The organism is Gryllotalpicola kribbensis (assembly GCF_039538245.1).
GTDB lineage: Bacteria > Actinomycetota > Actinomycetes > Actinomycetales > Microbacteriaceae > Gryllotalpicola > Gryllotalpicola kribbensis.
On sequence record NZ_BAABBX010000002.1, the window covers coordinates 175,011 to 188,864 of the forward strand.

The 13,854-nt window shown below is 71.3% G+C and carries 10 protein-coding genes; 2 read left to right on the forward strand and 8 right to left on the reverse strand.

The genetic code is table 11. From position 1 onward, the window contains the following. Nucleotides 1–31 precede the first annotated feature (31 nt). On the forward strand, nucleotides 32–3,133 hold the full coding sequence (locus ABD716_RS02075) for an alpha-mannosidase (RefSeq protein WP_344773281.1): 3,102 nt from the start codon (nucleotides 32–34) through the stop codon (nucleotides 3,131–3,133). Nucleotides 3,134–3,216: 83 nt separating this feature from the next. On the opposite strand, the gene ABD716_RS02080 is transcribed toward ABD716_RS02075, so the two are convergent. Then, the gene (locus ABD716_RS02080; protein WP_344773283.1) at nucleotides 3,217–3,585 is read right to left on the reverse strand and encodes a VOC family protein; all 369 of its coding nucleotides are present in this window, start codon (nucleotides 3,583–3,585) and stop codon (nucleotides 3,217–3,219) included. 62 nt (nucleotides 3,586–3,647) lie between these two features. Between ABD716_RS02080 and ABD716_RS02085 the strand changes: the two genes are divergently transcribed. After that, the gene (locus tag ABD716_RS02085; protein WP_344773285.1) at nucleotides 3,648–4,115 is read left to right on the forward strand and encodes a MarR family winged helix-turn-helix transcriptional regulator; all 468 of its coding nucleotides are present in this window, start codon (nucleotides 3,648–3,650) and stop codon (nucleotides 4,113–4,115) included. Nucleotides 4,116–4,196: 81 nt separating this feature from the next. Here ABD716_RS02085 and prfA read toward each other — a convergent pair whose 3' ends face one another. From prfA to ABD716_RS02120, 7 genes are all read right to left on the reverse strand, one after another. After that, nucleotides 4,197–5,282 carry a peptide chain release factor 1 gene (prfA, locus tag ABD716_RS02090; RefSeq protein ID WP_344773287.1) on the reverse strand — a complete coding sequence of 362 codons (1,086 nt, stop codon included), beginning with the start codon at nucleotides 5,280–5,282 and terminating at the stop codon, nucleotides 4,197–4,199. Beyond that, nucleotides 5,282–7,399, reverse strand: coding sequence for a transcription termination factor Rho (rho, locus tag ABD716_RS02095; RefSeq protein ID WP_344773289.1), 2,118 nt, complete (start codon nucleotides 7,397–7,399; stop codon nucleotides 5,282–5,284). The genes prfA and rho overlap by 1 nt, the downstream gene beginning before the upstream one ends. Before the next feature lie 389 nt (nucleotides 7,400–7,788). Beyond that, nucleotides 7,789–8,742 carry a homoserine kinase gene (gene thrB / locus ABD716_RS02100; protein ID WP_344773291.1) on the reverse strand — a complete coding sequence of 318 codons (954 nt, stop codon included), beginning with the start codon at nucleotides 8,740–8,742 and terminating at the stop codon, nucleotides 7,789–7,791. A 26-nt stretch (nucleotides 8,743–8,768) separates the two neighbouring features. Then, a complete protein-coding gene (gene thrC, locus ABD716_RS02105; protein WP_344773293.1) occupies nucleotides 8,769–9,863 on the reverse strand; it encodes a threonine synthase in 1,095 nt (364 codons plus the stop codon). A 5-nt stretch (nucleotides 9,864–9,868) separates the two neighbouring features. Then, nucleotides 9,869–11,194 carry a homoserine dehydrogenase gene (locus ABD716_RS02110; protein WP_344773295.1) on the reverse strand — a complete coding sequence of 442 codons (1,326 nt, stop codon included), beginning with the start codon at nucleotides 11,192–11,194 and terminating at the stop codon, nucleotides 9,869–9,871. Continuing rightward, nucleotides 11,191–12,591 (reverse strand): diaminopimelate decarboxylase, encoded by a 1,401-nt coding sequence (gene lysA / locus ABD716_RS02115; protein WP_344773297.1) that lies wholly within the window; start codon nucleotides 12,589–12,591, stop codon nucleotides 11,191–11,193. The genes ABD716_RS02110 and lysA overlap by 4 nt, the downstream gene beginning before the upstream one ends. Nucleotides 12,592–12,727: 136 nt before the next feature. Next, a complete protein-coding gene (locus ABD716_RS02120) occupies nucleotides 12,728–13,639 on the reverse strand; it encodes a hypothetical protein (protein WP_344773299.1) in 912 nt (303 codons plus the stop codon). Nucleotides 13,640–13,854: the final 215 nt, after the last annotated feature.

Consider the following 13,854-nt stretch of genomic DNA (forward strand, 5'->3'; position numbering starts at 1 on the left):
CGCGGGCCACCATCACAAACAGAGAGCTGTCATGCACGACGACATCCCCTTGACCGTAGGCCGCGCGACCCGGGTGCTCAGCGAGCGCATCAAGCCCGCCATCCACGCGCGCCGCACCCCGCTCACCGTCGAATGGCACGAGCTGCCCGGCGAGCCGATCGCCCCCGCCGAGGGTCTCGCGCTCGACTACGCGCCCTACCAGATCGGCACCCCGTGGGGCGCCGCCTGGGGCACCACGTGGTTCCGCCTGACCGGCGCGATTCCGGCCGAGTGGGCGGGCGAGCGCGTCGAGGCCGTCGTCGACCTCGGCTTCGACGTGAACATGACCGGCTTCCAGTGCGAGGGCCTGGTCTACCTGCCGGACGGCACCCCGCTGAAGTCGCTGAACCCGCGCAATCAGTGGGTGAAGGTGACGGATGCCGCACGCGGCGGCGACCCCGTCGAGATGTTCATCGAAGCGGCCTCGAACCCCGTGCTGCTCGACTACCACCCCTTCCTTCCGACGCAGGAGGGCGACATCCAGACCTCATCGCCGCGGCCGCTGTACACGACGCGCCACATGGACCTCGCCGTCTTCGACGAAGAGGTGCACGAGCTCGCCCTCGACGTCGAGGTGCTGCTCGAGCTGCAGGCCGAGCTGCCCGAGACCTCGCCGCGGCGCATGAAGATCCTGCAGGCGCTCGACGACGCGCTCGACGTGCTCGACCTGCAGCGCATCTCGGCCACGGCGGCCGACGCACGGGCGAAGCTCGCCCCCGAGCTCGAGCGGCCCGCCGAGGCATCCGCCCATGAGATCGCGGCGATCGGCCACGCGCACATCGACTCCGCGTGGCTGTGGCCGCTGCGCGAGACGATCCGCAAGGTCGCGCGCACGACGTCGTCGATGACGACGCTCATCGACGAGGAGCCCGAGTTCCGCTACGGCATGTCGAGCGCGCAGCAGTACAAGTGGATCAAGCAGCACCGGCCAGAGGTCTATGCGCGCGTCAAGGCCGCCGTCGAGGCCGGGCGCTTCCTGCCGCTCGGCGGCATGTGGGTCGAGTCCGACACGGTCATGCCGACGGGTGAGGCGATCGCGCGCCAGTTCCTCTACGGCCAGTCGTTCTTCCGGAGCGAGTTCGGAGTGACCTCGCGCGGGGTGTGGCTGCCCGACAGCTTCGGCTACTCGCCGCAACTGCCCCAGCTGATGCGCCGGGCCGGCTTCGAGTGGTTCTTCACGCAGAAGATCTCGTGGAACCAGGTCAACCGGTTCCCGCACCACACCTTCGACTGGGAGGGCATCGACGGCTCGCGCGTCTTCAGCCACTTCCCCCCGATGGACACCTACAACTCGCAGCTCTCGGGCTCAGAGCTCGCCCGCGCGACGCGGCAGTTCAAGGAGTCGCGGCGCGCGTCGTCGTCGCTCGCACCCGTCGGCTGGGGCGACGGCGGCGGCGGCACGACCCGCGAGATGACGGGCAAGGCGCGCCGCACCGCCGACCTCGAGGGCAGCGCCCGCGTGCGCTGGGAGCACCCGGATGCCTTCTTCGAGCGCGCCAAGGCCGAGCTGCCGAACCCGCCCGTGTGGGTCGGCGAGCTCTACCTCGAGCTGCACCGCGCCACGCTCACGAGCCAGCACAAGACCAAGCAGGGCAACCGCCGCGGCGAGCACCTGCTGATCGAGGCCGAGCTGTGGGCGGCCACCGCAGCGGTGCGCGCGGGGTTCGAGTACCCCCACGACGAACTCGACGAGCTGTGGGAACTGCTGCTCCTGCACCAGTTCCACGACATCCTGCCCGGCACCTCGATCGCCTGGGTGCACCGCGAGGCGGTCGCCAACTACGCGCGCATCGCCGCGGGCGCCGAGGCGGTGATCGGCCGGGCGCTGGACGCGCTGGCCGGTGAGGGCGACGAGACGCTGCTGTTCAACGCGGCGCCGTTCGCGCGCGGGGGCGCCCCGGCGCTCGGCGCGGCGCCGGCCGTCGACGCGGGTGCGGCTGCGGGTGCCGCCTCTGATGCCCCGGCGCCGGGGCAGGCCGCCGGGTCGAGCCGGTCGACGGCATCCCCGGCCCCCGTGAGGGCCCGCGTCACCGTCGCGCGCGACGAACGCGGCATCGTGCTGCGCAACGAGCTGGTCGAGATCGTCGTCTCCGCCGAGGGTCTCGTGACCTCTGCCGTCGACCTCGCGACGGGCCGCGACGCGATCGCGCCGGGCGGCGAGGCGAACCTGCTGCAGCTGCACCAGGACTTCCCGAACATGTGGGACGCGTGGGACGTCGACCGCTACTACCGCAACCGCGTCGAAGACCTGCGCGCGGTCGCCGCGCTCTCGGTCGCCGAGGACGAGAACGGCGTGCACGTCACGATCGACCGCACGTTCTCGGCGTCGTCGGTGCGCCAGGTGCTCACCCTCGGCCCCGGCTCGCGCGTGCTGCGCATCGACCAGTCGACCGACTGGCACGAGACCGAGAAGTTCTTGAAGGTCGCGTTCCCGCTCGACGTGCGCGCCGAGCACACCGCCGCCGAGACGCAGTACGGCTACTACAAGCGCGTCACCCACACGAACACCAGCTGGGAGGCGGCGAAGTTCGAGACCTCGATGCACCGCTTCGTGCTCGCCGAGGAGCCGGGATTCGGCGTCGCGCTCGTCACCGACTCGACCTACGGCTACGACGTCACGCGCGATGCGGAAGACGCCGAGGTGACCACGACGCTGCGCCTGTCGCTGCTGCGCGCGCCGCGCTTCCCCGACCCAGAGACCGACCAGGGGCCGCAGACGCACGCCTACGGTCTGGTCATCGGCACCGACGCGCTCGGGGCGACCGAGGCGGGCATCGCGCTCAACACCGCGACGCGGCGGCGGGCCGGCTCGGGCTCGGGTGCCGTGGCTCCCCTCGCGGAGGTCTCCGGCGAGGGCATCCTGATCTCGTCGATCAAGCTCGCGCACGACCGCTCGGGCGACCTCATCGTGCGCGTCTACGAGGCTCAGGGCCGGCGCGCCCGCGGCGTCGTTCGCGTGGCCGAGCCGTTCGGTGCGGGGCGCGTGGTCTCGCTGATCGAGGACGAGCTGGCGGATGCCGCACGCGGCGGCTCGTCGGTCGAGGTGACGCTGACCCCCTTCGAGGTCCGCACCCTGCGCTTCACCCGCGGGTAGCCGGGGCTGGCGCTCGCGAGACGACCCCCGATGCTGCTCTGCCTCGGCATTCGCGCATCGGGGGTCGTCTCGCGTGGCGCAGGCTATGCCTTGTCGTGCAGGGTGACGTGGTAGCCATCGGGGTCGGCGAAGGTGAAGGTGCGGCCGAACGGGCCGTCGATGGGCCCCAAGACGATGGTGTGGCCGTCGGCGACGAGCGCGTCGTGGATCGCCTGCACCTCGGTGGCGTGCAGCCAGAGCGCCGTGCCGATGCCGGGCTGCGCCACGGAATCGAGGTCGGTGCCCGGCACCAGATCGCGCAGCGCGAAGGCGATGGGCGACGTTGCGAAGACCACCGCGTGCGGCGGCCCCGCGGGCGATCGGACGAGGCCGAGGTACTGCTCGTAGAACGCCTGCGAGGCGGCGAGATCGCGGACCTGGAGCGAGATGAAGTCGGGGCCGGTTGCGGGCATGAGATGCTTCTTCCTGTCATGTCAGTTGTCTGACATGGGCAACCATATGTCAGAATGCTGACATGAGTCAAGACGGCACAGGCGTCGACCTCGAGACGTCACTCGGCTACCTGCTGAAAGAGGCGTCGAGCGCGCTGCGCACGGCGATGGAGGCCGTGCTGCGCCCGCTCGGCATGACCGTGACGCACTACTCGTGCCTCGAGCTGCTGGCGCAGCGACCGGGCCTGTCCAACTCCGAGCTCGCGAGGGGAACCTTCGTGACCCGGCAGTCCATGAACGTGCTGCTGCAGGCGCTCGAGCGCGACGGCTTCGTCACCCGCCCCGCCGAGGCGCGCGTCGGGAAGGCGCTGCCCGCACAGCTCACGCCACGCGGCCGGCGCAGCCTCGAGAAGGCGAGCGCGGCCGTCCGCTCCGTCGAGGTGAGGATGCTGGGCGGCATGTCGCAGCAGGAGCAGGCCGAGGCGTTCCGCCTGCTGCGCGGCATGGTCGACTCGCTGCGGAGCGCCGAGGGGGACGCGACGCGGGGCTAAGGCCATCCGCCCCGTCAGGGCGTCGTGGCCGGCTGCGCCACCTGTGGACGTCGCGGGTGAATCGGGCCGAGACCCTGCGCGCTATGCGTCGGCCGAGTCGCCGATCGCCGCGAGCCGCGCCTCTTCGTCGGCCTGGATCGCCGAGTCGATGACCGGGTCGAGCGCGCCGTTCAGCACCTGGTCGAGGTTGTAGGCCTTGAAACCGGTGCGGTGGTCGGCGATGCGGTTCTCGGGGAAGTTGTAGGTGCGGATCCGCTCGGAGCGATCCATGGAGCGCACCTGCGATTTGCGGGCGTCGGATGCCGCGGCATCCAGCTCCTCCTGCTGCTTCGCGAGCAGGCGCGCGCGCAGCACGCGCATGGCGGCCTCGCGGTTCTGGATCTGCGACTTCTCGTTCTGCATCGAGACGACGATGCCCGTCGGAAGGTGCGTGATGCGCACCGCCGAGTCGGTCGTGTTCACCGACTGGCCGCCGGGGCCCGACGAGCGGAACACGTCGACGCGGATGTCGTTCGCCGCGATCTCGATCTCTTCGGGCTCGTCGACCTCGGGGAAGACGAGAACGCCGGCCGTCGAGGTCTGGATGCGCCCCTGCGACTCGGTCGCTGGCACGCGCTGCACGCGGTGCACCCCGCCCTCGTACTTGAGGTGCGCCCAGACGCCCTCGGCCGGGTCGGTGGCGTTCGACTTGATCGCGACCTGCACGTTCGTGTAGCCGCCGAGGTCGGTCTGATCGGCCTCGAGGATCTCGGACTTCCAGCCCTTCGAGTCGGCATAGTGCACGTACATGCGCAGCAGATCGGCCGCGAACAGCGCCGCCTCTTCCCCACCGGCGCCGCCCTTGATCTCGAGGATCACGTCGCGGCCGTCGTCGGGGTCGCGCGGGATCAGCAGACGCCGGAGCTTCTCTTGCGCGGCGGTCTGCTTCTCTTCAAGCCCGGGGATCTCCTCGGCGAAGGCCTCGTCCTCACGGGCGAGCTCCCGTGCGGCATCCAGATCGTCGCCCGCCTGCTGCCAGTCCTCGTAGGCCTTCTTGATCTGCGATAGCTCGGCGTAGCGGCGGTTGACCTTCTTCGCACGCGCCGCGTCGGCATGCAGGGCGGGGTCGGCGAGCTGCTGCTCGAGATCGCCGAACTCGTCGAGTAGCCCTGAGACGGACTCGAACATCAGCGGTGGTTGTTCTCGTTGCCGTGCGAGTGCCCGCCACTGCCCGAAGTCGGGATCGACTTCTGCATCTGCACGAGGAACTCCACGTTCGACGAGGTCTCCTTCAGCTTGCCGAGCACGACCTCGAGCGCCTGCTGCTGGTCGAGGCCCGCGAGGGCGCGACGCAGCTTCCAGGTGATCTTGACCTCGTCGGGCGAGAGCAGCATCTCTTCGCGGCGGGTGGACGACGCGTTGACGTCGACGGCCGGGAAGATGCGCTTGTCGGCGAGCTGGCGCGAGAGGCGCAGCTCGCTGTTGCCGGTGCCCTTGAACTCCTCGAAGATGACCTCGTCCATCTTGGAGCCGGTCTCGACGAGGGCGGTCGCGAGGATCGTGAGCGAGCCGCCGTGCTCGATGTTGCGCGCGGCACCGAAGAAGCGCTTGGGCGGGTAGAGAGCCGAGGCGTCGACGCCGCCCGAGAGGATGCGACCGGATGCCGGCGCCGAGACGTTGTAGGCACGGCCGAGGCGTGTGATCGAGTCGAGCAGCACGACGACGTCGTGGCCCAGCTCGACCAGGCGCTTCGCGCGCTCGATGGCGAGCTCTGCGACCGTGGTGTGGTCCTCGGCGGGGCGGTCGAAGGTCGAGGCGATGACCTCGCCCTTCACCGTGCGCTGCATGTCGGTGACCTCTTCGGGACGCTCGTCGACGAGCACGACCATGAGGTGGACCTCGGGGTTGTTCGTCGTGATCGCGTTCGCGATCTGCTGCAGCACGATCGTCTTGCCGGCCTTGGGCGGCGCGACGATGAGGCCGCGCTGGCCCTTCCCGATCGGGGCGACCAGGTCGATGATGCGCTGGGTCAGCTTCTCGGGAACCGTCTCGAGGCGCAGGCGCTCCTGCGGGTAGAGCGGCGTGAGCTTGCCGAACTCGACGCGGGTCTGGGCCTCTTCGACCGTCTGGCCGTTGATCGAGTCGACGCGCACGAGCGCGTTGTACTTCTGCCGCGAGTTGCCGTTGTCGTTCTCGCGCGGCTGGCGGATCGCGCCGACGACCGCGTCGCCCTTGCGCAGGCCGTACTTCTTGACCTGACCGAGCGAGACGTACACGTCGCTCGCGCCGGCGAGGTAGCCCGTGGTGCGCACGAAGGCGTAGTTGTCGAGGACGTCGAGGATGCCCGCGACCGGGATCAGCACGTCGTCTTCGGTCAGCTCGATCTCGGCGTCGTCGCCGGCCCCGCCGCCGCGGCGCTTGCGGTCGCGGTAGCGGCTGCGACGGCCGCCCTCGCCCTGCTCACCGTCCTGCTTGTTCTGGCCGTTGCCGCTCTGGCCGCTCTGGCCCTGACCGCCCTGCTCGGGCTTGTCGCCCTCCTTGGCGGGCTGCTCGCCGCCCTGGCCCTGCTGGCCGTTGTTGCCCTGGCCGTTGTTGCCCTGGCCGTTGTTCTCGCGGTCGGCGCGGTTGCGGTTGCGGTTGCGGCGGTTGCGACGGCTGCGGCCGCCCTCGCCCTCGCCGGTCTGCTGGCCGCTGTCGTCGTTGGACTCGCCGGATGCCTCGCCATCGCTGCGCTCACCCTGCTGCGCAGCCTGGCGCTGCTCGGCCACCGCGTCGAGGGCGGACATGAGGGACTCGACGCCGGTCTGGCCGGCGTTCACGTGCCCGGATGCCGCCGTGACGGTGCCGCCGGTGGAGGCACGGCGCGAGCGGCGGTTGCGGCCGCCCGTCGGCTGCTCGGCGGGCGCCTCGGCTGCGGCTGCCTCGGCCGAGACGGGCGAGTCGGCGGCCGGCAGGTCGAGGGGAAGCTCGGTGTCGGCGGGTGCCTCGGCCGGCGTGACCGCCGGCGCCTCAGGCGAAGCCGCCGCGCTGGTCGACTCAGGCGCAGCCTGAGGGGAGGCCTGGTCAGCGGCCTCGGCGGCGGGCGCCTCGGCGGGGACGACGGGAGCATTGGTCGAGGCATCTGTCTCGATGGCCTCGACAACGTCATCTGAGGCGGCGCCGCGCGCAGCCTCGATGGCCGCGATGAGCTCGCCCTTGCGGAGCTTGGCCCCGCCGGCGATGCCGAGCTGGGTGGCGAGAGCCTGGAGCTGCGGGACGCGCAGCGAGTTGAGGTCAGCGGTTTCGACGCTGATCAGATCAGTCACTTCTCAGGGATTCCTATCTCCGAAGGGCGCATGAGGGCCACATCGGGAGTGCGCTCGCAACATCAATGGTGCGCGGCGGACCGTTCCGCCGCAGGTTGGTACTCGGGTTGGATCAAACCGGTTGCGAGGCGTACGTGCTTCTGATTCACCCGCAGATTCCGAGTCCGCGGCGAACCGGGACTTCGGTGGGTGATGCCCCTCATACTAACACTCGCGGGCGGGCCGCCTTGCGCCCCAGAGCGGGTGGCGGTGCCGGCCACTCCGAGGCGGCGAGGCGATGCGCGCCGGGGTTTGCGTCCGCCGCCGACAGCTGCGGCCCCGACAGTCGGCGCAACTGTCGGCGCGGGACGCAAAAGGGCCGCACGGCCGCCGGTGAGGCGCGCGCCCCGCTACGCGACCGTCGCGCCCTTGAAGTCGACCGCCAGCATCAGGGGCTGCCACTCCACCGGCGACTGCGCGGCGACGAGCTCGGCGGCCCGCAGGCGGTCGGCCGGCCGCTCGCAGAGCACCAGCACGCTCGGCCCGGCGCCCGAGACGACGGCAGGGAACCCGGCGGCCCGCAGCAGACCGACCAGCGCGCTCGTATCGGGCATGGCCGCGGCACGGTAGTTCTGGTGCAGCTTGTCCTCGGTGGCCGACAGCAGCAGCTCGGGGCTCTGGATCAGCGCCGCGATCAGCAGCGCCGAGCGGGACACGTTGAACACCGCGTCCTCGTGCGGCACCTGCGCCGGCTGCAGCGAGCGCGCGAGCTTGGTCGGCACGGTGTGCGCCGGCACGAACACCACCGGCGAGACGCCCCGGTGCACGTTGAGCTTCTTGTGCTGCGGGCCGCCCGGCTCGACCCAGGCGATCGTGAGGCCGCCGAACAAGGCGGGCGCGACATTGTCGGGATGCCCCTCGAGCTCGGTCGCGATCGCGAGCAGCTCGGAGGAATCGAACTCGACGAGCCCGGCGAGCAGGCCCTTCGCCGCCATGATGCCGCCGACGATCGCGGCACCCGATGAACCGAGCCCCCGCCCGTGCGGAATCGCGTTGCGCGCGACGATGTCGAGCCCCGGAACCAGCGCCCCCTTTCGGCCGAGGACGTCGAGGATGACGGAGGCGACCAGGTTCGTGGCATCCGTGGGCACCGAGCCGTCGGAGCCCACGCCGTGCACCTCGACGCGCACACCGGGCACAGCCGAGACCGTCACCTCGAGCTCGTCGTAGAGCGAGAGCGCCAGCCCGAGGGTGTCGAAGCCGGGCCCGAGGTTGGCGGTCGTCGCGGGCACGCGCACGTGCACGCTGCGCCCCACGGGAATCGCCGAGGAACCGCCGGCGGCTACAGCCGCCGGCCCGGGCATCGGACCGGAATCCGGGCCCGCCGACATCATGCAGGTGCCCCGACGGATGCCTTCTCCAGCCCGATCGCGCCGGCGACCGCACTCGCCGACACCTCGACGACGGTCGGCTGCACCTCAGAGCCGTCGGCCTGGCGCAGCGCCCACTGCGGGTCCTTGAGGCCGTGGCCCGTGACGGTGATCGTCACGACCGAGCCCTCGGGGATCGCCCCGGCGGCGTGCCGCTCGAGCAGCCCGGCCACGCCGATGGCGCTCGCCGGCTCGACGAACACGCCGACCTCGGCCGCGAGCAGCTTCTGCGCGGCGAGGATCGTCTCGTCGTCGATCGCCCCGAAGTAGCCCTGCGTCCTGTCGCGGGCCTCGAGCGCGAGGCTCCACGAGGCGGGGTTGCCGATGCGGATCGCCGAGGCGATCGTGTCGGGGTCCTTCACGGGGTGGCCGAGCACGATGGGCGCCGAGCCCGCCGCCTGGAAGCCGAACATGCGCGGCAGCTTGGTGGCGGCGCCGCGCTCGAGCTCCTCGACGAAGCCGCGAGTGTAGGCGGTGTAGTTGCCGGCGTTGCCGACGGGGATGAAGTGGAAGTCGGGGGCGTCGCCGAGGCGCTCGACGATCTCGAACGCGGCGGTCTTCTGCCCCTCGATGCGATCGTTGTTGACGGAGTTGACGAGGTGCACCGGGTATTCCGCGGCGAGCTCACGCGCGACATCCAGGCAGTCGTCGAAGTTGCCCGTGAGCTGCACGATCTCGGCGTTGTGCACGATCGCCTGGCTCAGCTTGCCGAGCGCGATCTTCCCCTCGGGGATCAGCACGACGGCCTTGATGCCGGCGTGCGCGGCGTAGGCGGCGGCCGACGCCGAGGTGTTGCCCGTGGAGGCGCAGATGACGGCCTTGGCCCCGGCCTCGACGGCCTTCGAGATCGCCATCGTCATGCCGCGGTCCTTGAAGGAGCCCGTCGGGTTCATGCCCTCGTACTTGATGTACACGCGGGCGGCCGTGCGGCGCGAGAGCGAGGGGGCCTCGATGAGCGGGGTGCCGCCCTCCCCCAGGGTGACGATCGGCGTGGCATCCGTCACATCGAGGCGGTCGCGGTACTCGTGCAGGACTCCCTGCCACTGGTGGGCCACTTGCTTTACGCTCCTTCGATCCGCAGCACGTGGGCGATCGAGGTGACCGCCGCGCTGGCGCGCAGCGCCTCGACGGTCGCCGCGAGCGACGCCTCGAGGGCTGCATGGGTTCCGATGACCAGGGTAGCCGTCGGGGTCTCGCCGCCCGCTGTGCCTGGGGCCGCCGACGACTGCACGACGGTCTCGATCGACGCGCCGTTCTCGGCGAACAGGCGGGCGATCTCGGCGAGCACGCCGGGCTGGTCGGCGACGTGCAGCGTCACGTGGTAGCGCGTGACGGCCGCCGAGACGGGCAGCACGGGCAGCTCGGCGTGCGTCGATTCCGCGACGCCCGGCCCGCCCGCGACGTGGCGGCGCGCGGCCGACACGACGTCGCCGAGCACGGCCGAGGCGGTCTGGATGCCGCCCGCTCCGGCGCCGTAGAACATGAGGTCGCCCGCGGCTTCCGCCTGCACGAAGACCGCGTTGTGCGCGCCGTGAACAGCGGCGAGCGGATGCCTGCGCGGCACGAGCGCAGGGTAGACGCGTGCCGACACCGCGGCCTCGCCCGTTTCGGGCACGGCGATGCGCTCGCAGATGGCGAGCAGCTTCACGGCGTAGCCCATGTCGCGGGCCAGATCGACCTGCTCTTTCGTGATGTCTTCGATGCCCTCGCGGTACACGGCTTCGAGCGGCACGTCGGTGTGGAACGCGAGGCTCGCGAGCAGCGCGGCCTTCGCCGCGGCGTCGTAGCCGCCGATGTCGGCGGTCGGGTCGGCCTCTGCGTAGCCGAGCTCGGTCGCCACGGCGAGCGCCTCGCCCAGCTCGTCGCCGTCGACATCCATGCGGTCGAGGACGTAGTTCGTCGTGCCGTTGACGATGCCGAGGATGCGGGTGACCCGATCGCCCGCGAGGCTGTCGCGCAGCGGCCGGATGATGGGGATCGCGCCGCCGACGGCCGCCTCGTAGTAGAGCTGCGCGCCGACCTGGCCCGCCAAGTCGAACAGCTCGGTGCCGTGGGTGGCGAGCAACTGCTTGTTGCCGGTCACCACGTCGGCGCCCGAGTTCAGCGCTTTCAGAATCAGCTCGCGCGCCGGTGAGATGCCGCCCATCAGCTCGACGACGATGTCGGCGCCGAGGATCAGCTGCTCGGCATCGGTCGTGAACAGCTCGCGCGGCAGGCTCGCGTCGCGGGGCTTGTCGAGGTCGCGCACGGCGATGCCGGCGAGCTCGATGCGCGCGCCGACGCGGCTCGACAGCTCATCGCCGTTCTCGAGCAGCAGTCGGGCGACCTGCGAGCCGACCGTGCCGCCGCCGAGCAGGGCGATCCTGAGGGTGCGGTATTCGATCAAAGGACTACCCCTGCGTCGTGAGAGAGAAGGTCTTCCTCGGTCTCGCTGCGCACGATCACGCGGGCCTCGCCGTCGCGCACGGCGACGACGGCCGGCCGGGGAAGGTAGTTGTAGCGGCTCGACAGAGAGAAGCAGTACGCGCCGGTGGCCGGCACGACCAGCAGGTCGCCGGGGCGCACGTCGCCGGGCAGGTAGTCGGCGTCGACCACGATGTCACCGGACTCGCAGTGCTTGCCCGCGATGCGCACGAGCGCGGGCGGGGCATCCGATCGCCTCGACGCGAGCCGCACGCTGAACTGCGCCTGGTAGAGCGCGTAGCGCGCGTTGTCGCTCATGCCCCCGTCGACGCTCGCGTACAGGCGGGTCGCGGTGCCGCCGGTCTCGGCGTCGACCTCGACGGGCTTCGTGGTGCCGAGCTCGTAGAGCGTGACGCCCGGGGTGCCGATGATGGCGCGGCCGGGCTCGAAGGCGAGGTGAGGCACGGGGATGTCGAGCGCGGCGCAGTGCGCGGCGACCGACTCGACGATGGGCTTCGCGAGCTCCCACGCGTCGGTCGCGTCGTCGCCCGTGTTGTAGGCGATGCCGAAGCCGCCGCCGAGGTTCAGCTCGGGCACCGGGCCGCCCGCGAGCAGCCGCGCGTGCACCTCGAGCAGGCGCCGCGCCGATTCGGCGATGCCGGCCGAGCCGAAGACCTGGGTGCCGTTGTGGCAGTGCAGCCCGACGAACTCGAGCGAGGCATGCGAGCGGATGTCTGCGACCAGGCCCTCGACCTCGCCGAGCGAGACGCCGAACTTCTGGTCCTCATGGGCGGTCGCGAGGTAGGCGTGGGTCTCGGCGTGCACGCCCGACTTCACGCGCAGTCGCACCCGCTGGCGGCGGCCGTGGCGCTCGGCGGCTGCGGCGACGCGCTCGATCTCCTGCTCGGAGTCGAGCACGATCGTGCCGAGGCCGACCTCGACGGCGCGGTCGATCTCTGCGAGGGACTTGTTGTTGCCGTGCAGCCCGAGCCGGGCCGGGTCGACGCCGGCCGCGAGGGCGACCGCGAGCTCGCCACCGCTGCAGGTGTCGAGGTTCAGCCCCGCCTCGGTGACCCACCGCGCGACCTCGGTCGACAGGAACGCCTTGCCGGCGTAGTAGACCGTGACGGTCGTGCCCACGGCGGCGGCCGCGGCGGCGAAGGCGTCGTGGATGCGGGCGGCTCTGGCGCGGGCATCCGCCTCGTCGATGACGTAGAGGGGCGAGCCGAACCGCGCCTTGAGCTGCGTGACCGGCACTCCCCCGACGCTGACGACCCCGTCGCCCTCGCGGCGGGCGCTTGCCGGCCAGATCGCGGCGGGCAGCTCGTTCGCGTCGTCAGGAACGGTCAGCCAGCTCGGCGCCAGGGGGTTGGTGACCACAGGTGTCCTCGGTGCTCGGTGGGGATTGCGCGCCAGTTTACCGGGCGGCGACGGATGCCCCGGAACCGTGCCGAAACGTTCCGAAACGGGACTCAGCGACGGCATTCACCCCTCTGCGCACTTTCCGGTGGCGGCCTCAGGGGCGCCAACCCTTCAGGAGAAGCGCCTCGCGGGTCATCCGCTCGACATCGGCGGCGGTGTGGTGCCTGCGCACGCGGATCACCGTCCAGCCGGCGAGCACGAGCCGGTTGTAGCGGTCGACGTCGATGCCCGACCAGCGGTGCCGGTGCCATCGCTCGCCCTCGTACTCGACCAGCACTTTCCACCGGCGATAGACGAGGTCGCCGATCGCGATGAGCTTCCCATCGGGCCCGTGGATCCGCTCGTTGCGCGCCGGCTCCGGCAGCCCCGCCCGCACGATCACGAGCCGCGCCCAGGTCTCGCGCGGCGACCACACGTTCTCTCTGAGCTGCGGAAGCGCCTCGCGCAGCGTGCGAACCCCGCGCCCCGCGCCGTGCGCGGCGAGCGCCCGCTCGAGATGGCGGCGCGTCGTGAGCATCACCGGCTTGTCCGACAGCATCCGGTCGCCCGCGGCAATGAGCTCGTCGACGGTGAGGAACCGCGCCAGCTCGCACCACAGCTCGGCCGCGACGCGCACCGGGCGGTCGAAGAGCAGTGTCGTCTCGGCGTTCTGCGCGGTGTGCCCGACGACGAACCTTCCGCGAGGAGCGAAAGCCGTCGGCGCGGTGACATGGACCACGAGCTGCTCGAGGCGGCCGGGCAGGGGCACGCCGAGGATGCGGGCGGCTGTCGGCCCGCTGAAGAACCATCCGCGAGGCATCCGCGCCTGGTAGGCGTCGCAGAGAATCGCGAACTGTGCGTCCGGGTCGGCGTTCTCGAGGAGGGCTCGCGGCACCCGCACGCCGCGGAAGGGGTTCGCGAGGTCACGCGCCCTGAGCCGGTCGCGTGAGACGCCCGACTCGTCGGCCTGGGCGACGGTGAACGGCGCAGCTTCAAGATGCGTGGGCAGGGGCTCGGGGTGGCGCATGGCCGCGAGTCTGCCGACGCGTCGCGGTGCTCGTTCGTGGCCAAGGGCCGTTCTGGGGAGAATCGCGCGCCGACCTCGTCTGTGAGGGGCAAGTCGTGCGCTCGATCCGTCTTCCCGGCGCCACCGAGGAGTGCCGAAACGGGCCTTTGGCGCGGCGGTTTCAGGTGGTGAGTGCAACACCGGACTTGATGTATTCGTCGAGTTTCTCTGCTGGG

What these genes read in the sequence shown, in the direction of transcription:
- ABD716_RS02075 (WP_344773281.1), top strand. Translation starts at nt 32, where the DNA reads ATGCACGACGACATCCCCTTGACCGTAGGCCGCGCGACCCGGGTGCTC.
- prfA (WP_344773287.1), bottom strand. Translation starts at nt 5,282, where the DNA reads ATGTTCGAGTCCGTCTCAGGGCTACTCGACGAGTTCGGCGATCTCGAG.
- ABD716_RS02120 (WP_344773299.1), bottom strand. Translation starts at nt 13,639, where the DNA reads ATGCGCCACCCCGAGCCCCTGCCCACGCATCTTGAAGCTGCGCCGTTC.
- thrB (WP_344773291.1), bottom strand. Translation starts at nt 8,742, where the DNA reads ATGCCCGGGCCGGCGGCTGTAGCCGCCGGCGGTTCCTCGGCGATTCCC.
- ABD716_RS02085 (WP_344773285.1), top strand. Translation starts at nt 3,648, where the DNA reads ATGAGTCAAGACGGCACAGGCGTCGACCTCGAGACGTCACTCGGCTAC.
- ABD716_RS02080 (WP_344773283.1), bottom strand. Translation starts at nt 3,585, where the DNA reads ATGCCCGCAACCGGCCCCGACTTCATCTCGCTCCAGGTCCGCGATCTC.